The organism is Pseudomonas sp. NFX5 (genome assembly GCF_049132125.1).
Taxonomy (GTDB): domain Bacteria; phylum Pseudomonadota; class Gammaproteobacteria; order Pseudomonadales; family Pseudomonadaceae; genus Aquipseudomonas; species Aquipseudomonas marginalis.
On the sequence record NZ_JAFMZG010000009.1, the window covers coordinates 444,155 to 467,655 of the forward strand.

Sequence of the window (23,501 nt, forward strand, 5' to 3'; positions counted from 1 at the left end):
GAGCGCTCAGCGCCATTGACCTGTAGGAACCGTCCTGATGAACCAAGCCTTCGACGTCGTTGAACTCGCCACGACTTATGCCAACAAGTCTGCCCAGGACATTCTCAAGCTGGCGTTCAGCCAGTTCGGTGATGACCTGTGGATTTCCTTCAGCGGCGCCGAGGATGTGGTGCTGGTGGACATGGCCTGGAAGCTGAACAAGAACGTCAAGGTGTTCAGCCTCGACACCGGTCGCCTGCACCCGGAGACCTACCGGTTTATCGAACAGGTGCGCGACTTCTACAAGATCGACATTGAACTGATCTCGCCGGACCAGAGCAAGCTGGAACCCTTCGTCAAGGAGAAAGGCCTGTTCAGCTTCTACAAGGACGGCCATGGTGAATGCTGCGGCGTGCGCAAGATCGAGCCGCTGCGCCGCAAGCTTTCCGGCGTCAGCGCCTGGGCCACCGGCCAACGCCGCGACCAGAGCCCAGGTACCCGCAGCCAGGTGGCGGCGCTGGAAATCGACACGGCCTTCTCCACCCCGGAACGTACCCTGTACAAGTTCAACCCGCTGGCGCAGATGACCAGCGAGGAGATCTGGGGTTACATCCGCATGCTGGAGCTGCCATACAACAGCCTGCATGAGCGCGGCTTTATCAGCATCGGCTGTGAGCCGTGCACCCGGCCTGTGCTGCCGAACCAGCACGAGCGCGAAGGGCGCTGGTGGTGGGAGGAAGCCACGCAGAAGGAATGCGGGCTGCATGCCGGGAATATCATCAGCAAGGCTTGAAGTTGATGCTGTAAAAAATGTGGGAGGGGGCTTGCCCCCGATAGCGGTGGGTCAGCCAGTTCAATAGTTGCTGACACACTGCAATCGGGGGCAAGCCCCCTCCCACATTTTGTCTTGTGCTGAATGTTAGAGATGTACACATAGATGTAACCATCGGTGCCATTTATGTGTGCAATTTCTCTTCAGCCGCACCATAACGTAACACCTCTCCCCTCCCGTCGATTGACCTGGCGAATCACAGGCTGACAGCGCAAAAATAAATAGCTGTTCAATCGGTCAATTTATATTTCTTCAAATTCAGCCAGTTATTTAACTAACCTATAAAAACGAAATTACCCAGAACTTTCATAGATCCAAAGCTGGCACGCATGTGGCTTAAGGTGAAATACGCTTTGTATACAATAAATACAAAACCTACATACACTTTTCCATCTGCAGCGCCCCGGCAGATGTGCTGGAGCCTGCCGGAATGCGTACAAGCCTCTCGAACAACATCGCACTGGATCTGCCCTCCTCCGCCCTGAACCCGGACGCCGCGAGCCCCGGCCCCCTGGTGCTCAGCCCGCGCCTGCACAACAAGGACCTGGCGCCCACCAAGATCGAAGGCCGACGCTGGGGGCGCTACAGCATCTTCGCGCTGTGGACCAATGACGTGCACAACATCGCCAACTATTCGTTCGCCATCGGTCTCTACGCGCTGGGCCTGGGCGGCTGGCAGATCCTGTTGTCCCTGGGCATCGGCGCGGCGCTGGTGTACTTCTTCATGAACCTGTCGGGGTATATGGGCCAGAAGACCGGCGTGCCGTTTCCGGTGATCAGCCGCATCAGCTTCGGCATTCACGGTGCGCAGATCCCGGCGTTGATCCGCGCCGTGATCGCGATTGCCTGGTTTGGTATACAGACGTACCTGGCGTCGGTGGTGTTCCGCGTACTGCTGACGGCGATTCATCCGGGCTTTGCCGACTATGACCACAACTCGATCCTGGGATTATCGACTCTGGGTTGGGCCTGTTTCGTGGCGATCTGGTTCGTGCAACTGGTGATCCTGGCTTATGGCATGGAGATGGTGCGCCGCTATGAAGGCTTCGCCGGACCGGTGATTCTGCTGACGGTGGCGGCGCTGGCCGGTTGGATGTACTTCCAGGCCGGCGGCAACATTGCCTGGTCGATCCGCGAACCGCTGAGCGGCGGCGAGATGTGGCGCAATATCTTTGCCGGTGGCGCGTTGTGGCTGGCGATCTATGGCACGCTGATCCTCAACTTCTGCGACTTCGCGCGCTCTTCGCCGTGCCGCAAGACCATCCTCGTCGGCAACTTCTGGGGCCTGCCGGTGAATATCCTGGTGTTTGCCGCCATCACTGTGCTGCTGTGCGGCGGGCAATTCCAACTCAATGGCCGAGTGATCGAAAGCCCGACTGAAATCATTGCAGCCATCCCCAATACCTTCTTTCTCGTGCTGGGCTGCCTGGCGTTCCTGATCGTCACCGTGGCGGTGAACATCATGGCCAACTTCGTCGCGCCGGCCTTTGTGCTGAGCAACCTGGCGCCCAAGTACCTGAACTTCCGCCGCGCCGGCTTGATCAGCGCCACCGTGGCCGTACTGATCCTGCCATGGAACCTCTACAACAGCCCGTTGGTGATCGTGTATTTCCTCTCCGGCCTGGGCGCGCTGCTGGGGCCGCTGTACGGGGTGATCATGGTCGATTACTGGCTGATTCGTAAAAGCCAGGTGGACGTGCCGCAGCTGTATAGCGAAAACCCGAATGGCGTTTATTACTACAGCCGTGGGGTGAATATGCGTGCCGTGGCGGCGTTTATTCCTGCAGCCGTGATCGCCATCCTGCTGGCGCTGTTGCCCGGATTTGCCAGCGTCTCACCGTTTTCCTGGTTGTTTGGCGCCGGTATTGCAGGGTTGCTGTACCTGCTGATCGCCAAGCGCCAGCCGTTCTACGCCGATGTCAGCGGCGAAAGCATTGCCGTCGATAACGTCAGTCACTGAGTAAGGACATTCCATGCGTATCCTTGTGGTCAACGTCAACACCACCGAATCCATCACTGAAACCATCGCTCAGCAGGCGCGGTCCGTGGCCTCGCCGGGCACCGAGATTGTCGGGCTCACGCCCTACTTCGGCGCGGAGTCGGTGGAGGGCAACTTTGAAAGCTACCTGGCCGCCATCGCCGTGATGGACCGGGTGATGGCCTACGACCAACCGTTCGATGCGGTGATCCAGGCCGGCTACGGCGAGCACGGCCGGGAAGGCTTGCAGGAATTGCTGAATGTGCCGGTGGTGGACATCACCGAAGCAGCAGCCAGCACCGCAATGTTCCTGGGCCACGCCTACTCCGTGGTGACCACCCTGGACCGCACCGTGCCGCTGATCGAAGACCGCCTGAAACTCGCCGGCCTGTACCAGCGCTGCGCCTCGGTGCGCGCCAGCGGCATGGCAGTGCTGGAACTGGAAGAAGACCCGCTGGCCGCCATGGAAGCCATCGTGCGCCAGGCGGAACTGGCCATCCGCGAGGACAAGGCCGAAGTGATCTGCCTGGGTTGCGGCGGCATGGCCGGGCTGGATGAGCAGATTCGCCAGCGCACCGGGGTGCCGGTGGTGGATGGGGTGACGGCGGCGGTGACCATTGCCGAATCCCTGGTGCGGCTGGGGTTGTCGACGTCGAAGATCCGCACTTACGCGACGCCACGCCCGAAGCAGGTGATTGGCTGGCCGACTCGGTTCGGCCGCTGACCGGCACCTGCTTTCAGATTGCGCTGAACCTCTGGCCCAGCTTCTTCTCGGCAAACTGCTCGATGATGAAATCCACAAACGCCCGGGTCTTGACGGGCAGCAGTTTGTGCTCGGCGTAGTAGATGGAAATATTGCCGTCGTCGACACACCAGCCGGGCAACACGCGCGCCACCGCGCCACTGTCGAGGAACGGCACGGCCATGGGCATGCTCACCAGCGCAATCCCCAGGCCCTGGGCGCTGGCACAGCAGGCGGCTTCGGAGTCGCTCATGGTCATGCCGGGCTTGAGCACCAGCGGGCGGTGTTCACGTTCGACACTGGTCAACTGCCAGGACCGGATACGCCCGGTTTGCGGCGAGCGGATCAGAATGCCCTTGCAGCGCGACAAGTCTTCGGGCTCGCGCACCGGCGGGCGCTGCGCCAGGTAACCCGGCGAGGCCACCAGCACCCGATGCGCCGGCGCCAGCTTGCGCGCCACCACCCCTTGGGGCAGCTCAAAACCGCCACCTATAGCGGCATCGAAGCCCTGGCCGATCAGGTCCACCTGGCGGTTATCGAAATGCCAGTCCGGGCTGATATCCGGAAAGCGCGCCATGAACGCCCCCAGCAACGGCACCACGTAGCGATTGCCAAACACCGTGCCCATGCTGACCTTGAGCGTGCCCACCGGCCGGCCTTCGGCGCTGGCCAGGTTAGCCACGGCATTCTGGATGGTGGTGAGGCTGCCACTGACTTCGGCCAGGAACAACTTGCCGGCTTCGGTCAGGGCCAGACGCCGGGTGCTGCGCTGGAACAGCCGCACGCCGAGGCGCACCTCCAGCTTGGCGACGCTTTTGCCGACCGCCGCCGGGGTCAGGCTCAGGTGCCGGGCGGCCTCGGCAAAGCTGCCACCTTCAGCGCTGCGCACGAAGCATTCGATACTGCCAAAGCTTTCCATGTCGCCCCACTCTAAACTTTTGGTTTACACAGACTATAGCAATCACGGTCTACCGGCAGCGGCGAGCGAGGTCGATACTCGGCTCCAACAACAGGGCATTGCGCCTTGAATGACCAGGAGATCGACATGACCACACACAACCTCAGCGGCAAAGTCGCCTTGATCCAAGGCGGTTCCCGCGGCATCGGCGCCGCCATCGTCAAGCGCCTGGCCGCCCAGGGTGCAGCCGTTGCCTTTACCTACGTCAGCTCGGCCGCCAAGGCTGAAGCCCTGCAGCACAGCGTAATCAGCGAAGGCGGCAAAGCCCTGGCGATTCACGCCGACAGCGCCGATGCCACTGCGATCCGCAACGCGGTCAACGCCACCGTGGAAGCCTTCGGCCGCCTGGACATCCTGGTGAATAACGCCGGCGTGCTGGCCATCGCACCGCTGGAAGACTTCAAGCTGGAAGACTTCGACCAGACCCTGGCGATCAACGTACGCAGCGTGTTTATCGCCACCCAGGAAGCCGCCAGGCATATGGGTGAAGGTGGCCGGGTGATCAACATCGGCAGCACCAATGCCGAACGCATGCCGTTTGGCGGTGGTGGCCCGTACGCAATGAGCAAGGCGGCGCTGGTCGGTTTGACCAAGGGCCTGGCGCGGGATCTTGGGCCGCGTGGCATCACGATCAATAACGTGCAGCCTGGACCGGTGGACACCGATATGAACCCGGCAAACAGTGATTTTGCCGAGAGCCTGATCGGGTTGATGGCGGTGGGACGTTACGGGCATGTGGAAGAGATTGCCAGTTTTGTGGCGTATCTGGCCGGGCCGGAAGCGGGGTATATCACCGGTGCCAGCCTGACTATCGATGGTGGGTTCAGCGCATAACCCAATGTGGGAGCGGCTTGCCCCCTCCCACAGGTTGACCTTGTTGGTTCAGGAGATGGGCGGCAGGCCATAGGCCGCCAGGTCGAAATCCGCAAGCTTGCGGATGATCTGGTCGGCATGCTGGTACTTGCTGTCGGCCATGGCCTCATCGGGCACGGCGATGGCGGTCATATGGGCGGCCTTCGCCGCCGTCACACCAAACGGCGAGTCTTCGAACACCAGGCAATCCTCGGGCGCAACGCCCAGGCGGCGAGCAGCAGTAAGGAAGATGTCCGGCGCAGGCTTGGCGGCGCCGACTTCCGGGTCGTCAGCGGTGACGATGGTGTCGAACAAACCAAACCACTCGCGGTGCAGGGTAGTCTTGTGGCCAAACGAATTGCGCGACGAACTGGTGCCCACGCCAATCGGTATGTTGTGCGCCTTCAAGTGCCGCACCAGCGCCTCCGCGCCGGGCATGCCCAAGGCCTTGGGAAAGCGCTCGCTCATCAGCGGCTCGCGAATTTCGAGGAATTCAGCCGGGGTAATCGGCAGGTCCAGCGCCTTGACCACATAGTCGGCCAAATCCTGGGCGCCGCGCCCGATGATGTGCTGCTTGATGCCCCAGTCGTAGGTTCGTCCGTAGCGTTCAGCGATGATCTGCGTGACTTCGGTGTAGATGCCTTCCGTATCCAGCAATAACCCGTCCATATCGAAAATCACGGCCTTGATCGGACCGACTGCGGTACGCGGTGCATTCATCACTACAAACCCTGGAGGAAGGACTAAATGGATTCAGCACAATAACGGCCTGGGTTGCCTGCAAGCAACCTTCGCGGCCAGGTATTGAGTCGGCACACGCCTGCAATCTGTGTGCGATCAGTGATTCATACCGCGCAACAGTTTTACCCGCTCGCGTGCCATGCGGCCGTCTAGGGTTTGTAGGAACAGAGCGTTCGGCCGATAGCTCTCCTCTGAAAAATACCCCTTGCAAACCTTATAAAAGACTTATTAACTTCTGATGAACTCAATCCACTGGACCCGAAAAGCCGTCAAGCAATTGCTTCGATTGCATTCGTATCATCAGCAACAAGTGCGTGATGCCGTCTTCGTACTTGAACGCATGCCCGACGCAGTCAACGTCAAGGCGTTGGTCAACCACCCCTGCGGTTACCGATTAAGGGTCGGGAGTTACCGAGTCCTTTTCGACTGGGACGGCAATATCCAGGTAGTCAGCATTCAAGAGGTCAAGAAACGTGACGAGCGAACCTACTGCCATACAGATCATCCACAATACGGAGGGCAAGCCAGCGTTCGTGGTGATCCCTTATGAACACTATCTGGCCCGGCAGAACGATCCAAACCTCATCCCCCACGCGGTCGTCAGCCGCCTGGTAGATGGAGCCACTCCGATCCGAGCCTGGCGCGAACACCTGAACCTGACCCAGGAAGAAGTCGCCCTACGCCTGGGGATTTCCCAATCCGCATTTGCCCAGCAAGAGGCGGTGAACAAACCTCGCCGGACGACGCGGGAAAAGATTGCCAAGGCATTTGGCATTAACGCCGTTCAACTGGAGCTATAGCCTCAAACGGGACAGTCCGCGCCTTCAGTCACCTAAAAGCGAAACCAAACATGCTCTATCGTCTAGCCGCAGACAGCCTCGTGCTGTTCCACCTGTGTTTCATCCTGTTCGTACTGTTTGGTGGGCTGCTGGCCCTGAAATGGCGCCCGGTTATCTGGCTGCACCTGCCCGCCGCTGCGTGGGGCGTGGCGGTCGAAGTGTTCCACCTGCCCTGCCCGCTGACCCGCTGGGAAAACCTGTTTCGCCACCTCGCCGGGCAGGACGGTTATGGCGGTGGGTTTATCGAGCATTACATCCTCACGCTGATCTACCCGGCCGGGCTGACGCCACAGATCCAACTGGGCCTGGGCGGGTTGGTGCTGGCGATCAATATTGCGGTGTATGTGCGCTTGATCAGGCGTTACGTACAGGATTGAGACAGCTTCTCTGGTGAAGAATCAGACTCACTCAGTCCCTTCACCGGCGCGCCCCCATGTCCGAAGCCTTCGAAGTCCCCAGCCCCCACGAAAAACACCTCGAACACACCACCGAACATGCCCACGCCCGTGGTGACAGTTTCGCCAGCCGCATCGCCGTCATGACCGCGCTGATGGCCACCCTCGGCGCCATGCTCAGCTACCAGGCCGGCTCCACCGAGAGTGAGGCGGCGATGGACAAGAACAACGCAGCCATCATCAAGACCGACGCCGCCAACCAATGGAACTACTACCAGGCCAAGTCCAGCCGACAGAACCTGGCGGAACTCGCGACCCATATTCCCGGCGTGGATGCCGCCCATTACAAGGATGAGATCGAGCGCTACAAAAGCCAGAAGGAAGAGGTACGCAAGCAAGCGGAAAAACTGGAAGCGACCTCAAAGGAATGGGATGAAAAATCCGAGCAGGCCCTGCACCAGCATCATCGCTGGGCCCAGGCGATGACCGCGATTCAGATCGCGATTTCGCTGGCGGCGATTACATTGTTGACGAGAAGGGAATGGTTGAAGCGCATGTCCTATGCGGCGGCGGGTGTGGCGGTGGTGCTAGGTAGCCTGGCCTGGCTGCATATCTAGCAATTTTACTTGGGCGCGTTGCACTCATCGCTATATAGTAAATGGCATAACGCTACCCAAGGAGAGACCGGTGTCCGCACAACCCAAAGAAGCCGTGGGCGCCGCCTACAGCATTGAATCCATGCGCTATGCCCAGGCCATGACCTGGCAAGCCATCGACCACCTCGCCCAGCGCATCCGCCCCGGCATGCTGGAATCCGAAGCACGCGAATTGGGCAAGCACGTGCTTGCCGAACTCGACATGCAACGCATCTGGCACCCGCTGCTGGTGCGCTTCGGCGCCAACACCCTGAAGACCTTCAAACAACGCTCCGATGGCGACCCGGTGCTGGGCGACAACGACATTTTCTTCATCGACATGGGCGCCGTGTGGCAAGGCCACGAAGGTGACGCCGGCGCGACCTTCGCCACCGGCAACGACGCGGACATGATCGCCTGCGCCAACGCCGCCAAGGAACTGTTCGACCGCGTGCAAGCGCGCTGGATAGACGACCGGGGCGCCGGCCTGGAGCTTTACCGCTACGCCGAAGAACAAGCCCAGGCCATGGGCTGGCAACTGAACCTGGACATCAAGGGCCATCGCGTCAGCGACTTCCCCCACGCCATCCATCGTGGCGGCGACCTGGGTGACTTCGAGCACTACCCGAATGCAGGGCTGTGGATCCTGGAAATCCAGATCGCCCACCCGACCAAGCCCTACGGCGCCTTCTATGAAGACTTACTCGCCTGACCGTTAAAGGAACAGAAATGGAACGCTCCACTGAACACTCTGTGCTGTTGTTTTCCTACGGCACATTGCAGGACAAAACCGTGCAACTGGCCAACTTCGGGCGGGAACTGGCAGGCCAACACGATGCAATGCTGGGCTACGCACAAAGCTGGGTAGAAATCACCGACCCGCAGGTACTGGCCAGCAGTGGCAAGACCCATCACCCGATTGTGCAACCTACCACCGAGGCGGGGGCGCGTATTGAGGGGATGGTGTTTCAGATTTCCGAGCAGGAACTGGCGGCGGCGGATGCGTATGAAGTGGCGGACTACAAGCGCATGGCTGTGACGTTGGCGTCCGGGCTGACGGCGTGGGTGTATGTGCAAGCCTGAAGATGACGTTGCCCAAATCGCCCAAGCTTTAACCTGAGCCCGCGACGTATCATGGGCCAACCTTTCGAGAATGGCCCATGAACCTCAGTATCTTCTACGCACTCGCCGCCGCCGCCCTGTTCGGCGCCAGCACCCCGCTCGCCAAACACCTCGGCCTGGGCCTCTCGCCCGTGCTGCTCGCCGGCCTGCTCTATCTTGGCAGTGGCGTCGGCCTCGCTGGTGTGCGCGTGATTCGTGATCGCGGCTGGAAACCCTCCGGGCTAACCCCTTCGGAATGGCCCTGGCTGCTCGGCGCCATCGCATTCGGCGGCATCCTCGGGCCCGTCGCGTTGATGTTCGGCCTGACCCGCACCGCCGGCGCCACCGCCTCCCTGATGCTCAACCTGGAATCGGTGCTGACCGCCGTTATCGCCTGGGTCGTGTTCAGGGAAAACGCCGACCGTCGCATCGTCCTGGGGATGATCGCCATCGTGCTGGGCGGCGTGGTGTTGTCAGGGGCCGACGGCGGTGGCACCAGCCATGACTGGACGGGGCCGCTGGCGGTTGCCGTGGCGTGCCTGTGCTGGGGGATCGATAACAACCTGACGCGCAAAGTGTCTGCGTCGGACGCGCTGTTTATCGCCGGGGCCAAGGGGTTGATCGCGGGGCTGGTGAATGGCGGGTTGGCGCTTTATCTCGGGGCGCGGATCCCGGGCATGGCGCAGCTGGCGCCTATCTTGCTGGTGGGTTTTCTGGGCTATGGCATCAGCCTGGTGATGTTCGTGCTGGCGTTGCGCGGACTGGGCAGTGCACGCACGGGGGCGTATTTTTCGACTGCGCCGTTCCTGGGGGCCGCGATTGCGCTGCTGTTGTTGGGTGAGTCAGTGACGCTGGCGTTCTGGATTGCCTCAGCGCTGATGGCCGTGGGGGTTTGGCTGCACCTGACGGAGCGGCATGCCCATGAACATCAGCATGACGCGACGGAACACGGGCATCGGCATGTGCATGATGAACACCATCAGCATGAGCACGGGTTTGCGTGGGATCCGGCGGAACCCCATAGCCATGTGCATGTGCACAGTCCGCTGAGGCACAGCCATGCGCATTTTCCGGATGTGCATCATCGGCATCGGCATTGAGGGAGCCCCCACTACCCGACGTAGCGCTGTCGCGCAGCAAACGGGGACCTTTGTGGCGAGCGGGCTTGTCGAAGCGTCGCACCGCCCGCGTTGGGGTGCGAAGCGCCCCTGATGAAGACGAATGAGGTCTATCAGGCACTCCTCTGCGCCTGGTTTTGGGGCTGCTGCGCAGCCCAACGCGGGGCAAGCCCGCTCGCCACAGGAATGCGGTCGCCTGAAATTGCTTATGCAAGGCTCAAGACTTTAGGATGAAATATTAAATCTTAAAAATCAGTAAGCTATTTTAAGTTTGGTAAGCGATGTATTGCACAGCAGCAATAGATTTGAGCAACTTCCTACAAAGCCCTCAGAAGCGCCACTCCTGCTCTTTTTGTCGACACCACCGCGCCTCTGCAGATACTGCTCGATGCCGCGACATATCGACTTCACGCCGTCACCCAAGTCCTGGAGAACCTCGTACTACACAGTGAAATCAGCTGCGATGCCGTTGTTCTGAGCGATTTTGCATTGCTCTGCTCAATCCCTCTACGAGACGGATGCGATTTGCTGGATGTCATAGGGCGACGGATGGATGTGGCGGGCGCGTGATTTAATCCTCACAGACTTTTTCAGAATCCGAAAATTACAAAACCCTGGTTTCTTTCGAAATCAGGGGTTTTGTTTAAAAATCAAATAAATCTTTCCGCTTTTCCTTGTAAAACCAGAGTGCCGGTAGGCCACTCTAGGGGGGATTGGTTTCCGGAGCCCGAAAAAAGGCCCCCGCACCAGGTCAAAGTGTGGGGACCCTTTTTACATAAGCGGCGTTATTCGTAATGCGTCCAGATGAATTTTTGAAAGCCAGCTATCGACCCATAGCAGTCATCTGAACCGCATTGATCGACAGAAATGTCCACCGCCAATCCTAAAATCGTGAAGGTAGCTCATTTCCGGTCTTGATATTCGAAAAGACCTCATCTGGATCTGCCTGACACCAATATCTAAACAGAAGGCGAGGTTCGGTATTTCCGAAATACTGATCAACGGTGCTGTCGGGCGGCACGGTCAATTTAGGTGCTGGCCATTGCTGCGCTAAAACACCTATTGGTTTGTCAGACGACCAAATAATCCAAGTAGCCTTGCCTCCATTGATACCCGGTAAGTAGCCGGCATCTTGTATCACTTCGATTAAGGCGCGCAGCGTTGCTGATGGATCGAGTGTGATCGACGTCGCATGGCTTCCCAGATCTTCTCCTGCATGAACGCTATCTCGATCAATGGCAACTTCCAACGTGACTACTCCTTTTTTACCGCTGTGCTGTCACTAGATCGTCCAGCGTAGAGACATCAACAACTACCTGTCCACAGCCTGCTTTTGGCCGCAAGCTGACGTTGATCATACCGTGCAAAAGCAGGAAAAAGTGGACGTTAGGCACGAGCCTGTTGAAACTGACGTCGAATTGACCCAGAGGCCTATGCCACACTGCCCCATCCCGTCAGTAAATATCTAGTGCTGGTAATAGTTCACAGGGTAGGATCCTGGATCAGTAAAGTTTCTGTAACAGGGCCAATCCAGCACTGGCGATAATAATCTCAGGCGATATACACGTTTTACCAGAGGTGAAGTAATGCCGTTAGATAAAGATTGGCAGCCAAGTTTTGGGACTATCTTCACGTGGTTCGCCATGGATCGACATGGGCGTATAGCTGTAATGGTGAATAATTGTTTCGGCCCTATCCCTTCGAGCTTGTTGGCTATTCCAGAGCTAGAGAAAAAACTCGACAGTATAAATGAGTTTATGTGGGAAGAGTCGCGTGAGTTTCAAAGTTATCCAAAAAACAAGGAAGGTCAAACTCTTTTAGATATATATAGGTTTCGCAGGGAGCTCAAACCCTCGTCGCGCGGCGAAATGGAACGCATAGTCTTAGAGAGTTCGAACTTTTATCAAGAGCTCACGGAGTATTCAATTCCATCAATAAAAGGCTTCTATGTTTATCACGCGCTAGAAGATTACGTGTCCAGCGAAGACAATCCGATTGGTTATGAGGGCGACGCGGGAATTGGAGACTACTTTCGATATTTGATTCCAACGGCATGCGCTAGCATCGAAGACTTCCCTGAAGAATTAAGGTCACTAATCGCCGTATCCGACACATTAGATTTCACAGTTGACCGAGCCATATTTAGTATGTCAATCAATCAGAGTTTTAAGCGATCTTTTAATCAACAGACGTGAAAGATTAGCAGTTTTTAAAAAGTATTCGTTTCATCGGCTACGCAGTGAAGCGCTCTGGATTTGTAGACAAACGGAGTGTCAGTTATTGGCCGATTGCTGCCTGCGAGGTGATATTCCCTAGGCCTACCGCAGGCACATTATCGCGTCGGTAATCGCTTTTGCATTTGTGTCCAGAGTTGCCGTGGCCATGATTGCGTTATCTGCAGCACTCACTACGCCATTCTCTGGAAGCCACTTAGTGGTCTCTTCAATCGCCGCACCCAAGGCATGCTGAATGTGCAGGAGCAACGTCAAAGCGTGTGCTGCAGCGATATTGCAACCTGAGTTATCTGGCAGTCGTCCTTGATGAGAGTTGCGGAAATCCTAATTCACGCGGGCTAGAACAGTTTTCTGGTCCAAGTGTTGGCTTTTGAGCCCATCATACTTCTTCCGCTAATTTTCACACCAGAACAGGGCGCCAGTCCCATGGCGGTCCCATGAGGGCATTTTTCGGACGCAAAAAACCACAAACCCCCGACTTTCTCTAGGAAAATCAGGGGTTCGCGTTTTCAAAATGTGGCGGTGAAGGAGAGATTCGAACTCTCGATACAATTTCTTGTATACACACTTTCCAGGCGTGCTCCTTAAGCCACTCGGACACTTCACCGTATCTCGTCAAACCAGTTCAGTCTGTCGAGGCGCGCTAATGTAGTCGAAAGCCTTTCTGATGGCAAAGGTTTTTTTCAGAATTTTCATGCGGTTAGATGGGTATGCCGGGATGTGCCCGGCGAGGGGTGGTGATTCTGCCATTCTTGGGCATGGGCGTCCTGTGTCTGGGGCCAGTGTTGCGCCCTGCTCCAGGCCTTCCGGCGTTCTCCCTGCGGGGAAAGTCTGACTGGGCAGTCAGTCACGGCGCTTTACCGGGGCGGGCGTGGTGGGTAACGTCTGCGCATGCGCCTTTATAAACAGCCTCTCTATAACAAATCCTACAAGGAACCGCGTCATGAGTGAGTTGATTGCTTACCACCACCTCGAAGACGGTATCGCGACCCTGACCCTGAGCAACGGCAAGGTGAATGCCATTTCTCCGGATGTGGTCAGTGCGTTCAATGCAGCGCTGGACCAGGCCGAGAAAGATCGGGCGGTGGTGATCATCACCGGCACGCCGGGGATCCTGTCGGGTGGGTATGACTTGAAGGTGATGACAGCCGGCCCCAAAGAAGCCATCGGCCTGGTGACGTCGGGCTCGACATTGGCACGTCGCCTTTTGTCCCACCCGTTTCCGGTGATTGTGGCGTGCCCTGGGCATGCGGTGGCCAAAGGTGCTTTCCTGTTGTTGTCGGCAGATTATCGGATCGGGGTGGAAGGCCCGTTCAGCATTGGCCTGAATGAGGTGGCGATCGGCATGACCATGCACCACGCCGGTATCGAGCTGGCGCGGGACCGTCTGCGTAAATCGGCGTTTCATCGCTCGGTGATCAATGCCGAGATGTTTGACCCGCAAGGCGCGTTGCAGGCCGGTTTCCTCGACAAGGTGGTGGCACCTGAAGAGCTGCAGGCGGCGGCGCTGGAAGCGGCACGTCAGTTGAAGAAGCTGAATATGAATGCCCATAAGCACACCAAGCTGAAGGTGCGTAAGGCGTTGCTGGAGGCGTTGGATGAGGCAATCATCCAGGATCAGGGGCATATCCTGAGTTAATACCTACAACCGGAACATCGAAGCCCGACCTTGCGTCGGGCTTTTTCGTACAAATGAATCCGAAACATCTTTAGCCGCTCTAGCCTGCCTATATCGGCACATGATGAAACATGTGCTTAAACATCGCCCATCTCCTACCTCTTTACGGGTAATTGCCGAATTCAGTGCACATCCGTACACTGCGCCACCTTTTATCCCGATGGGCCGTGTCGATGCTTTTTCTGTTACGCATGTTATTGATGGGCCTGCACTTTATGGTGGCCGGTGTACTGGGCGTGCTGCTCGGGGCCTGCCGGCCATTCAACCCGGACAACAGTCGCTTGTGTGCGCGCCTGTATGCGCTGCCGGCCATGTGGATCCTGCGCCTGAAGGTGAAGACCGATGTCGACTCCCTGCGCAACAAGCCTGGTACGTGTGTGATCATCGCCAACCACCAGTCCAACTATGACCTGTTTGTGCTGGGCACCGTGGTGCCCCATCGCACCGTGTGTATCGCCAAAAAGAGCCTGAAATGGGTACCGCTGTTCGGCCAGTTGTTCTGGCTGGCGGGCAATGTGCTGATCGACCGCGGCAATGCGCACAAGGCACGTCGCGCGATGCTCACCACCACTCATACGTTGCAGCATCAGGACACCTCGATCTGGGTGTTTCCGGAGGGCACGCGCAATCTGGGCAAAGGCTTGTTGCCGTTCAAGAAAGGCGCGTTTCATATGGCCATCGCCGCTGGCGTGCCCATCGTGCCGGTGTGTGTCAGCAATTACGTCACCCATATGAAGCTCAATCGCTGGAACAGCGGTGATGTGCTCATACGCTCGTTGCCGCCGATTCCTACTGTGGGCCTGACTTCGGATGACATCCCGCAGTTGATGCAGACCTGTCAGGCGCAGATGGATGAGTGCATTACAGCGATGGATCGCGAAGTGCAACCTGCCTGAACACCTTCCGGGGGGCCTGGCCTCCCCACGCAAACAAGCTTGCTCGTCACAAAAAGCGAGCACCTGCAGACGCCGCAACGGAACGTCATTCAAGCTAAGCTGCCCAACACCTGTCCTCCTAATAAGAAGTGATCAGCACCATGGGTAGAGTTGTTGCGGCCGCCGTGTACAGCGCCGGAAAGAAAGTCACGGATATCACCCTCGACGAAGGCGCGGCCTGGGCCGCCAAACCCGGGCATTTTGTGTGGATCGGCCTGGAAGAGCCCAACGCCCAGGAGTTGGCCAACCTGCAACGCCAGTTCAACCTGCATGAACTGGCCATCGAAGATGCCCTGGAAAAACACAGCCGCCCCAAGCTGGAAACCTTCGGCGACGCACTGTTTATCGTCACCTATTCACCGGTGCGCGAGAACGGCAAGCTGGAGTTTATCGAGACCCATATCTTCGCCGGCAACGGCTACATCATCACCGCGCGTAACGGCCATTCGGCGTCCTACGGCTTTGTTCGGCAACGCTGTGAGGCGCGGCCGTTATTGCTGGAGCATGGGGAAGATTTCGTACTCTACGCCCTGCTGGATTTTGTCACCGAGAACTACCAGCCGGTCAGCGAGGCGATCCACGCCGAGATCGATGAACTGGAGCACAACGTGCTGTGCAGCTCGCTGAGCGAGCGCGATATCCAGAAGATCCATGGCCTGCGCCGCGACGTGCTGCGACTCAAGCGCTATGTGGCGCCGATGGTAGAGATCAGCCAGGAACTGCAGAAGCTGAGCTTCCCGTTTATCGACAAGAACATGCGCCCGTATTTCCGTGACGTGCAGATCCACGTCACGCGGCAGATGGAAGACCTCACCACCCTGCGCGATATCGCCAGCCAGACCATCGAGATCGGTGTGTTGCTTGAGGCCTCGCGTCAGAGCGTGGTGCAGCGCAAGTTTGCCGCGTGGGCGGCGATCCTGGCGTTCCCCACCGCGGTGGCGGGGATTTATGGGATGAACTTCCAGAACATGCCCGAGCTGCAATGGCACTACGGCTATTTTGCTGTGCTCGGGTTTATTGCGTTCGGTTGCACGGGCTTGTGGGCCAGTTTCAAGCGCTCGGGCTGGCTTTAAACCCGGGCCTCAGGCTTGTGCGCCACGAAGCGCATCATCCATTCCGCCACGGTCACGCCGTGGTGGTCGCGCGCCAGGCTGGCCACGCCGTTTGTGTAGACTTTTTCACCCAGGGTTGTCTGAAGAATCTCCAGCAACTCGCGGGAATAATCATGGATAAATTCCGGGTGCCCCTGGAAGCACAGCACCTGGTCGCCGATGTGATAGGCGGCGAACGGGCAAAACTCGCTGGAGGCGATGACCGTGGCATTGTCCGGCAAGGTGGTGACCTGGTCCTGGTGGCTGATCAATAGCGTCAACTCTGGCACTTCAGGGCTCATCCACGGCGCCTTGGTATCCAGTTTGTAATCGTGAATGCCCATGCCCCAGCCCTGCCCCGCGCGCTCGGCCTTGCCGCCCAGCAGCAGCGCGAGCAATTGATGGCCGAAGCAGATGCCCAGCAACTTGTCGCCGCGCTCATAGCGTTCGAGCAGGTAGGTCTTGAGGGTCTGGATCCAGGGGTCGGTGCCGAAGGAATCGGCCTTGCTGCCGGTCACCAGGTAGGCGTCGAACACTTCGTCGTCCGACGGGTATTCGCCCTGCACCACGTTGTACACAACGAATTCGGCGGCAATCGGCTGCTTGGAGAACAGGCGCTTGAACATCTGCCCGTAGCCTTGGTATTGATCGATCAAGCCTGGACGCAGGATATCGGTTTCCAGGATACAGACGCGTAGCGACATAAAAAATACCTGACACGGTGATGGGAATAATGCACACCCCAGAGCCTGCCTTGAAATACCCTGACAAGGCAAGCCCTGTGCATGCCCAAAACCGTCAGAAGGTCGTGTTCTGCGCAGCTTTGTCGAGCAACAACGCCGGCGGCGAGAACCGCTCCCCATACTGTTCCTCCAGGTAGCGGGCACGGGCGATAAAGTCATTGAGGCCGTACTGGTTGATAAACTGCAACGCGCCACCACTCCAGGCGGCAAAACCGATCCCGAAGATCGACCCCACGTTGGCATCCGCGGTGGACATCAACACGCCCTCCTCTACGCAGCGCACGGTCTCGATGGCCTGGATAAACAGCAAACGGTCGCGCACATCCTGTGCTGAAATGCGCTGGTCGGCTCGCTCAAAGCGCGCTTTCAATTCAGGCCACAAATGCTTCTGCCCGCCCGCCGGGTACTCGTAGAAACCGCCTCCCGCCGCCTTGCCCGCGCGTTTGTACTCGTTCACCAACAGATCAATTACCACCGTCGCCGGATGGCGTGGGACTGTTTTACCTTCCGCCTGCAGATCCTTGGCAGCCTGCTGTCGGATATGACTCATCAGGCTGAGGGACACTTCATCGGACACCGCCAGCGGCCCCACCGGCATACCCGCCTTGCGCGCCTCGGTCTCGATCATCGGCGCAGCCACGCCTTCGCCGAGCATGGCGATGCCTTCATGGGTGAAGGTGCCGAACACCCGCGAGGTGAAGAACCCGCGACTGTCGTTGACCACGATCGGAGTTTTCTTGATTTGCAGGACGAAATCGAACCCTCGGGCCAGGGTTTCGTCCGAAGTGCGGGCGCCCTTGATGATTTCCACCAGGGGCATCTTGTCCACCGGGCTGAAGAAATGCAGGCCGATGAACTTGCCTTGATCCGGCACCGCCGTGGCCAGGCCGCTGATGGGCAAGGTAGACGTGTTGGAGGCGATCACCGCGTCGGCGCCGACCACATTGTGTGCGGCAGCCGAGACCTTGGCCTTGAGTTCACGGTCTTCGAACACGGCCTCGATGATCAGGTCACAGCCGGCCAGATCAGCATCCGAAGCCGTAGGATGAATCCGCGCGAGGGTGGTTTCGCGCTGCTCGGCGGTCAATTGCCCACGGCTGACCTTCTTGTCCAACAGCGCCGTCGAATGCGCCTTGCCCTTCTCGGCGGCCGCCTGGTTGATGTCCTTGAGCACCACATCGATACCGGCGCAGGCGCTGACATAGGCGATGCCTGCGCCCATCATCCCGGCACCGAGTACCCCGACCTTACGCGTCACGTAAGGCGCAAAGCCCTGAGGCCGCGAGCTGCCGGCGTTGATTTCATTGAGTTGGAACCAGAAGGTGCCCATCATGTTTTTCGCCACCTGCCCGGTGACCAATTCGGTGAAGTAGCGGGTTTCAATCACATGTGCGGTATCGAAATCCACCTGCGCGCCTTCCACGGCGGCGCAGAGGATTTTCTCCGGGGCCGGGAAGCAGCCGTTGGTTTTGCTGCGCAAAATCGATGGTGCGATGGCGAGCATTTGCGCCACTTTCGGGTGAGACGGCGTACCACCGGGAATCTGATAGGCCTTGTTGTCCCACGGCTGACTGGCCTGCGGATTGGCGAGAATCCATGCGCGGGATTTGGCCAGCAGCTCAGTGCGATCCGCCGCCAGCTCATCGACCCACCCGGCTTGCAGCGCTTGCTGGGGCCGGACTTTCTTGCCTTCGAGCAAATACGGCAAGGCCTTCTCCAGCCCCAGCATGCGCACCATCCTCACCACGCCACCACCGCCTGGCAGCAGGCCAAGGGTGACCTCCGGCAAACCGAGTTGTACCGACTTGTCGTCCAGCACGATGCGGTAATGACACGCCAGGCAGATCTCCCAACCGCCGCCGAGGGCTGCGCCATTGATGGCGGCCACCACCGGCCTGCCGAGGGTTTCCAGGCTGCGCAATTGCGCCTTCAACACCAGGACGCTGGCGTAGAAATCCTGGGCGTGGGCCTTGTCGACCTTGATCAGTTCATTGAGGTCGCCGCCGGCGAAAAAGGTCTTCTTCGCCGAGGTGATAACCACACCGGCAATGTCGTCCTTTTCCGCTTGCAGGCGTGCGACGGTGGCCGCCATTGCCTCACGGTACGCGGCGTTCATGGTGTTGGCGCTCTGGCCGGGCATGTCGAGGGTCAGCACCACGATCTGGTCCTGGCCTTTTTCGTAACGAATGGCAGCGGTCATGACAAATTCCTTGGGCTCAGAGGCGTTCGATAATGGTGGCGATGCCCATGCCGCCGCCGACACACAGGGTGGCCAGGCCGTAGCGCTGCTGGCGCACCTCCAGTTCGTCGAGCAGGGTGCCGAGGATCGCGCAACCCGTGGCGCCCAGCGGGTGGCCCATGGCGATGGAGCCGCCGTTGACGTTGACGCGCGCGGCGTCGATGCCCATGTCCTTGATGAACTTGAGCACCACCGAGGCAAAGGCCTCGTTGACCTCGAACAGGTCGATGTCTTCTACGCGCAAACCGGCCTTGGCCAGCGCTTTACGGGTGGCCGGCGCCGGGCCTGTGAGCATGATGGTCGGGTCGGTGCTAGTGACGGCCGTGGCGACGATGCGTGCCCGCGGTTGCAGGCCCAGCTCGCGGCTCTTCGCTTCGGAGCCGATCAACATCAATGCGGCGCCGTCGACGATGCCCGAGCTATTGCCCGGTGTGTGTACATGGTGGATGCGTTCTACATGGCTGTAGACCCGCAACGCGGTGGCGTCGAAGCCCATCTGCCCCATCATTTCGAAGCTGGGCTTGAGCTTGCCCAGGCCTTCGAGGGTGGAATCGGCGCGAATGAATTCATCATGGTCCAGCAGCACAATGCCGTTCTGGTCCTGCACCGCGATCAACGACTTGTTGAAGGAACCGTCTGCACGCGCCCTGGCGGCTTTCTGCTGGGACTGCAGGGCAAAGGTATCGACATCCTCGCGGGTGAAACCTTCCAGGGTGGCGATCAGGTCGGCGCCAATGCCCTGGGGCGTGAAGTGGCTGTGCATGTTGGTCTGCGGGTCGAGCACCCAGGCCCCGCCATCGCTGCCCATGGGCACGCGGGACATGGACTCCACGCCGCCGACCACCACCAGGTCCTCAAAGCCGGAACGCACTTTCATCGCGCCGAGGTTAACCGCCTCCAGGCCCGAGGCGCAGAAGCGGTTGATCTGTACACCGGCGACGCTGACGGCCCAGTCCGCCACCAGGGCGGCGGTCTTGGCGATGTCGGCGCCCTGGTCGCCCACCGGGGTAACGCAGCCGAGCACGATGTCATCCACCTGCTGGGTGTCGAGGTCGTTGCGTTGTGCCAGCGCGGTGAGCAGGCCGGCCACCAGGTTTACCGGCTTGACGCTGTGCAGGGCGCCGTCGGCCTTGCCTTTGCCGCGGGGCGTGCGTATCGCATCAAAGATCAAAGCTTGGGTCATGACGTCCTCGAACCATTGCGCAGTAATGCCCTTACCTTAGGCCCGATTGACACGGTTTCAATGACGGATGCGCTCATTGCTTTTGACCGCCACGCTCGGACGAACGGTAGGCACCTAAGGTAATTGCTGGATTAATCGTTTTAGCTGTCTAGCCAAGGCATTGGCGCCAAGATGGCGTTATGCCTCATGCCTTTTTAAGCTGAAATGCTGATCAGGTGATATGAAATGGGTCTAAGCCGCGCAGAACGAGGGCTCTAAGGTTCAATCAGTAAGAAGTTGCTGCCGGGTTTTGCTGGAGCAGCTGTAAGAAAAGCGACACGTCACATTGCGATACTCATATTCAACGGCACGCATTTGACGCTCAGGAATAACAACAAAAGGCAGTCAGCCATGTTCAAACATTCGAAAGTACGTCAGGCGGGACTTATTCTGTTCGCCACCACATTGATTCTGATCTTGCCCAACTTGACCAAGGTCATTGGGTGACCTCTTCTTGAGCCTGTTCTTTCCTCAGGATTACCGCTTTTGGCAGCACCTGCCGGGACTTCGTGCATAGCGATCCTGTTGCAGGGGCTGCCTTTTTACCTGCACTTTTCCGCTATCGTGGGCCCTATCGCCACTTAACACGGGGCCGCCGTCTTGAAACCGATCTTCGCATTCCTTGCCTTGTTGCTCGCCCTGCCCGCTTCGGCGGCGCAATTGACCGTCGAGCTGGATCACAGCCGCAAGACCTGGCAGACCGCCGACCTGCTCAAGCATCCGGACGCGCAGACAGTGCAGGTCGTCGATGACGTTTCCTACAAGCGCAACATGACCTATCGCGCAGTACCGCTGGCAGTGCTCCTGCCGGGCCTACAGCCCGATAATCATCTGCAAGCCGTTGCCCTGGATGGCTTCGCCGCCGAACTGACGGCTGCACCGTTGCTGCAAAAAAACGGCGCCCGCGCCTGGCTGGCCGTGGAAGACCCGGTCCACCCATGGCCCCCGTTGGCAGACGGCAAGCCGAGTGCCGGGCCGTTCTACCTGGTGTGGACCGATCCGCAGGCCGGGCATATCAGCCCGGAGCAGTGGCCGTTCCAGATCTCCGCGATCAAGCAGTTGAAGACGGTGGCCGAACGTTTTCCGGCGCTGCTGCCCGACCCGACGCTGGCTGCGAATGATCCGGTCAACCAGGGCTTTGCGCTGTTCCAGAAGAACTGCCTGGCCTGTCACCGCCTCAATGGCGCCGGCGATGCACAGGTGGGGCCGGACCTGAATGTTCCCTACAACCCTACGGAATATTTCAGCGGCGACTTCCTCAAGCGCTATATCCGCGACCCGCAGAGCCTGAGGCACTGGCCGCAGGCGAAGATGCCAGCGTTCGCCGCCAGGGTGTTGCCTGACAGCGAGCTGGAATTGCTGGTGGGGTACTTGAAGCATATGGCGGGGCGTAAACAACACCCCTGATCCCAGCCTGATCTCGGTGGCGAGCGGGTTATTGCTGCTGGACCAGGACCACCGGCGTCGGCGCCACGAATACCTTGGCATGCATCTGCTCATGCCCACCGCCACGGCGCATGCCGCGCACCGGGCAAGCGTCGAGGTAGTCCAGGCCCACGGCCAGTTTCAAATGCCGCTCCGGCCGGGCCAGTTGGTTGGTCACGTCAAAGCTGTACCAGGCGTCATCCAGCCAGGCTTCGGCCCAGGCGTGGCTGGCCAGGTGAGTACTGTCTTCCGTGTACAAATACCCCGACACATACCGCGCAGGAATGCCCAGGCTGCGCGCGCAGGCCAGGAACGCATGGGTATGGTCCTGGCACACCCCCGCCCGCCCTGCGAAGGCCTGGGCGGCGCAGGTGTCGACTTCGGTGGCGCCGGGCGTGTAGACCATCGACTGGTTGAGGGCGTGCATCAGGTCGATCAACGCGGTGCGATCACGACGCTGGTGGCAATGCTGCTGCGCAAAAGCGCGCAGGGCGTCGTCGGGCTCGGTCAGGCGGGTGCAGCGCAGGAACGGAAAGGCTGACTGGCTCTCGTGTTCAGCCTCACGCAGCTCATCGATATCCACCTGGCCACGGGCGCCAATGATGATGGCGTCGTGGGGTTCGTCCAGGGTCAGCACGTGCAGGATGTTGCCGAACGGGTCGATCTGCGCGCGCACCGGGCGAGGCAGGTCCAGTTGCCAACTGAGCACGTGCTGGCGCTCGCTGTCGTGGGGCGTGAGGCGCAGGTACTGGATGCTGGCGCGTACCTGGTCTTCGTAGTGGTAGGTGGTTTCGTGACTGATGGAGAGTCTCATGCGGCCTCCAGGTAGGAACTGTAGATGGCGTCGCCCAACTGGCGGACCAAGGGGATAAAGTCGGTCAGCCAGGCGTGCAGGCCTTCCTCGAGGATTTCATCGATCGCGGTAAACCGCAGCCGCGCATCCATCTCGGCCGCCAGGCGCTGGGCCGGACGCCCGTTGATGCCGGGCAGGCTGGCGAGGATCTGGTCGATCTCTTCGCTGCAGGCCCGCAGGGAGCGCGGTACATCGGCGCGCAACAGCAACAGCTCCGCGACTTGCCGGGCCCCTGGGGCGTCGCGGTAGATCTCGGTGTAGGCCTCGAACGACGATAACGCGCGCAGCAAGGCACTCCATTGATAGTAGGCGTGGGCGGTGCCATCGGTAACGGCTTCGGCCTGGTCACCGGCCATTTCATAGCGCGCATCCAGCAGGCGCAGGGTGTTGTCGGCGCGCTCGATAAACGTACCCAGCCGAATAAAACGGAAGGCGTCATTGCGCATGATGGTGCCGTAGGTCGCCCCCCGGAACAGATGGGAACGCTCCTTGACCCACTCGCAGAAGCGGCTCATGCCGTAGCGGCTGAGGCCCTGCTGTGAGATTTCGCGAATCTCCAGCCAGGTGGCGTTGATGTTTTCCCACATGTCGGCAGTAATTCGCCCACGCACAGCATGGGCGCTGGCCCGCGCGGCACCGAGACAACTGTAGATGCTGGCCGGGTTGGCCGCATCCAGTGCGAAGAAATGCAGCAGGCGTTCGGCGTGCAATTCGCCGTGGCGCTCGCGGTAATCATCCAGCGTGCCGGTGATCAACAGCGGCATGGCCAGTTCATGCAGGCCATCACCGCGCCCATCCTGGGGCATCAGCGACAGCGAATAACTGACATCGAGCATGCGCGCGAGGTTTTCCGCGCGTTCCAGGTAGCGCGACATCCAGTACAAATCCGAGGCAGTTCTACTCAACATGGC

Annotated in this window: 25 protein-coding genes, 1 tRNA gene and 1 pseudogene; 17 read left to right on the forward strand and 10 right to left on the reverse strand. The window is 59.3% G+C overall.

The window, feature by feature from the left end:
• The first annotated feature begins 37 nt into the window (after positions 1-37).
• The 3 genes from J1N02_RS05995 to J1N02_RS06005 all read left to right on the forward strand — a co-directional run bounded on the left by J1N02_RS05995 (position 38) and on the right by J1N02_RS06005 (position 3,513).
• Positions 38-772, forward strand: a complete 735-nt coding sequence (locus J1N02_RS05995; protein WP_027603661.1) for a phosphoadenylyl-sulfate reductase — start codon at positions 38-40, stop codon at positions 770-772.
• Positions 773-1,241: 469 nt separating this feature from the next.
• Positions 1,242-2,771: an NCS1 family nucleobase:cation symporter-1 gene (locus tag J1N02_RS06000; protein ID WP_027603660.1), complete on the forward strand. Its 1,530-nt coding sequence runs from the start codon at positions 1,242-1,244 to the stop codon at positions 2,769-2,771.
• A 13-nt stretch (positions 2,772-2,784) separates the two neighbouring features.
• Positions 2,785-3,513, forward strand: coding sequence for an aspartate/glutamate racemase family protein (locus J1N02_RS06005; protein ID WP_027603659.1), 729 nt, complete (start codon positions 2,785-2,787; stop codon positions 3,511-3,513).
• Between the two features lie 13 nt (positions 3,514-3,526).
• On the opposite strand, the gene J1N02_RS06010 is transcribed toward J1N02_RS06005, so the two are convergent.
• Entirely contained in the window at positions 3,527-4,450 is a 924-nt protein-coding gene (locus J1N02_RS06010) for a LysR substrate-binding domain-containing protein (RefSeq protein ID WP_421147221.1), read from the reverse strand.
• A gap of 126 nt (positions 4,451-4,576) precedes the next feature.
• Here J1N02_RS06010 and J1N02_RS06015 point away from each other — a divergent pair, with 126 nt between their 5' ends.
• Positions 4,577-5,323, forward strand: a complete 747-nt coding sequence (locus tag J1N02_RS06015) for a 3-oxoacyl-ACP reductase family protein (RefSeq protein ID WP_027603657.1) — start codon at positions 4,577-4,579, stop codon at positions 5,321-5,323.
• Between the two features lie 48 nt (positions 5,324-5,371).
• Here J1N02_RS06015 and J1N02_RS06020 read toward each other — a convergent pair whose 3' ends face one another.
• Positions 5,372-6,061, reverse strand: a complete 690-nt coding sequence (locus tag J1N02_RS06020; RefSeq protein WP_098478907.1) for an HAD-IA family hydrolase — start codon at positions 6,059-6,061, stop codon at positions 5,372-5,374.
• Positions 6,062-6,320: 259 nt separating this feature from the next.
• Between J1N02_RS06020 and J1N02_RS06025 the strand changes: the two are divergent.
• The 8 genes and pseudogenes from J1N02_RS06025 to J1N02_RS06060 all read left to right on the forward strand — a co-directional run.
• Positions 6,321-6,572 (forward strand): annotated as a pseudogene (locus J1N02_RS06025) (type II toxin-antitoxin system RelE family toxin); the annotation flags it as partial.
• Complete coding sequence (locus J1N02_RS06030) at positions 6,556-6,882, forward strand: helix-turn-helix domain-containing protein (RefSeq protein ID WP_092355438.1); 327 nt, start codon at positions 6,556-6,558, stop codon at positions 6,880-6,882. The pseudogene J1N02_RS06025 and the gene J1N02_RS06030, both read left to right, overlap by 17 nt.
• 50 nt (positions 6,883-6,932) lie before the next feature.
• Positions 6,933-7,298, forward strand: a complete 366-nt coding sequence (locus tag J1N02_RS06035; RefSeq protein WP_421147222.1) for a DUF2784 domain-containing protein — start codon at positions 6,933-6,935, stop codon at positions 7,296-7,298.
• A gap of 56 nt (positions 7,299-7,354) precedes the next feature.
• Positions 7,355-7,933, forward strand: coding sequence for a DUF4337 domain-containing protein (locus J1N02_RS06040; protein ID WP_027603653.1), 579 nt, complete (start codon positions 7,355-7,357; stop codon positions 7,931-7,933).
• A gap of 70 nt (positions 7,934-8,003) precedes the next feature.
• Positions 8,004-8,663: a M24 family metallopeptidase gene (locus tag J1N02_RS06045; RefSeq protein WP_108573726.1), complete on the forward strand. Its 660-nt coding sequence runs from the start codon at positions 8,004-8,006 to the stop codon at positions 8,661-8,663.
• A gap of 17 nt (positions 8,664-8,680) precedes the next feature.
• Positions 8,681-9,034, forward strand: a complete 354-nt coding sequence (locus J1N02_RS06050; RefSeq protein WP_368963027.1) for a gamma-glutamylcyclotransferase family protein — start codon at positions 8,681-8,683, stop codon at positions 9,032-9,034.
• Between the two features lie 77 nt (positions 9,035-9,111).
• Entirely contained in the window at positions 9,112-10,152 is a 1,041-nt protein-coding gene (locus tag J1N02_RS06055) for a DMT family transporter (RefSeq protein ID WP_027603650.1), read from the forward strand.
• A gap of 390 nt (positions 10,153-10,542) precedes the next feature.
• Positions 10,543-10,740 carry a short-chain dehydrogenase gene (locus tag J1N02_RS06060; protein WP_081744370.1) on the forward strand — a complete coding sequence of 66 codons (198 nt, stop codon included), beginning with the start codon at positions 10,543-10,545 and terminating at the stop codon, positions 10,738-10,740.
• A 313-nt stretch (positions 10,741-11,053) separates the two neighbouring features.
• Here the strand turns inward: J1N02_RS06060 and J1N02_RS06065 are convergent, their stop codons facing one another.
• Positions 11,054-11,419 carry a hypothetical protein gene (locus tag J1N02_RS06065; RefSeq protein ID WP_421147223.1) on the reverse strand — a complete coding sequence of 122 codons (366 nt, stop codon included), beginning with the start codon at positions 11,417-11,419 and terminating at the stop codon, positions 11,054-11,056.
• Positions 11,420-11,756: 337 nt separating this feature from the next.
• Between J1N02_RS06065 and J1N02_RS06070 the strand changes: the two genes are divergently transcribed.
• The gene (locus tag J1N02_RS06070) at positions 11,757-12,365 is read left to right on the forward strand and encodes a hypothetical protein (protein ID WP_027603649.1); all 609 of its coding nucleotides are present in this window, start codon (positions 11,757-11,759) and stop codon (positions 12,363-12,365) included.
• Positions 12,366-12,488: 123 nt separating this feature from the next.
• Here J1N02_RS06070 and J1N02_RS06075 read toward each other — a convergent pair whose 3' ends face one another.
• A complete protein-coding gene (locus J1N02_RS06075) occupies positions 12,489-12,701 on the reverse strand; it encodes a hypothetical protein (protein WP_098478905.1) in 213 nt (70 codons plus the stop codon).
• A gap of 220 nt (positions 12,702-12,921) precedes the next feature.
• Positions 12,922-13,011 (reverse strand) — tRNA-Ser (locus J1N02_RS06080).
• A 336-nt stretch (positions 13,012-13,347) separates the two neighbouring features.
• Between J1N02_RS06080 and J1N02_RS06085 the strand changes: the two genes are divergently transcribed.
• The 3 genes from J1N02_RS06085 (at position 13,348) to J1N02_RS06095 (ending at position 16,090) form a co-directional block, all read left to right on the forward strand.
• A complete protein-coding gene (locus tag J1N02_RS06085) occupies positions 13,348-14,043 on the forward strand; it encodes a crotonase/enoyl-CoA hydratase family protein (protein WP_098478904.1) in 696 nt (231 codons plus the stop codon).
• Positions 14,044-14,255: 212 nt separating this feature from the next.
• Positions 14,256-14,978: a lysophospholipid acyltransferase family protein gene (locus tag J1N02_RS06090; protein WP_092355448.1), complete on the forward strand. Its 723-nt coding sequence runs from the start codon at positions 14,256-14,258 to the stop codon at positions 14,976-14,978.
• A gap of 140 nt (positions 14,979-15,118) precedes the next feature.
• Positions 15,119-16,090, forward strand: a complete 972-nt coding sequence (locus J1N02_RS06095; RefSeq protein ID WP_027603646.1) for a magnesium and cobalt transport protein CorA — start codon at positions 15,119-15,121, stop codon at positions 16,088-16,090.
• On the opposite strand, the gene J1N02_RS06100 is transcribed toward J1N02_RS06095, so the two are convergent.
• The 3 genes from J1N02_RS06100 to J1N02_RS06110 form a co-directional block, all read right to left on the reverse strand.
• The gene (locus J1N02_RS06100) at positions 16,087-16,812 is read right to left on the reverse strand and encodes an amidotransferase (RefSeq protein WP_027603645.1); all 726 of its coding nucleotides are present in this window, start codon (positions 16,810-16,812) and stop codon (positions 16,087-16,089) included. The genes J1N02_RS06095 and J1N02_RS06100 overlap by 4 nt on opposite strands.
• Positions 16,813-16,906: 94 nt before the next feature.
• Positions 16,907-19,051, reverse strand: coding sequence for a 3-hydroxyacyl-CoA dehydrogenase NAD-binding domain-containing protein (locus tag J1N02_RS06105; RefSeq protein WP_421147224.1), 2,145 nt, complete (start codon positions 19,049-19,051; stop codon positions 16,907-16,909).
• Between the two features lie 16 nt (positions 19,052-19,067).
• The gene (locus tag J1N02_RS06110) at positions 19,068-20,273 is read right to left on the reverse strand and encodes an acetyl-CoA C-acetyltransferase (RefSeq protein ID WP_092355451.1); all 1,206 of its coding nucleotides are present in this window, start codon (positions 20,271-20,273) and stop codon (positions 19,068-19,070) included.
• Between the two features lie 639 nt (positions 20,274-20,912).
• On the opposite strand from J1N02_RS06110, the gene J1N02_RS06115 reads away from it, so the two are divergent.
• A complete protein-coding gene (locus tag J1N02_RS06115) occupies positions 20,913-21,719 on the forward strand; it encodes a c-type cytochrome (RefSeq protein ID WP_098478902.1) in 807 nt (268 codons plus the stop codon).
• Positions 21,720-21,747: 28 nt separating this feature from the next.
• On the opposite strand, the gene J1N02_RS06120 is transcribed toward J1N02_RS06115, so the two are convergent.
• Positions 21,748-22,551: a transglutaminase family protein gene (locus J1N02_RS06120; RefSeq protein ID WP_027603641.1), complete on the reverse strand. Its 804-nt coding sequence runs from the start codon at positions 22,549-22,551 to the stop codon at positions 21,748-21,750.
• On the reverse strand, positions 22,548-23,498 hold the full coding sequence (locus J1N02_RS06125; protein WP_027603640.1) for an alpha-E domain-containing protein: 951 nt from the start codon (positions 23,496-23,498) through the stop codon (positions 22,548-22,550). Before J1N02_RS06125 ends, J1N02_RS06120 begins: the two co-directional genes overlap by 4 nt.
• Positions 23,499-23,501 lie beyond the last annotated feature (3 nt).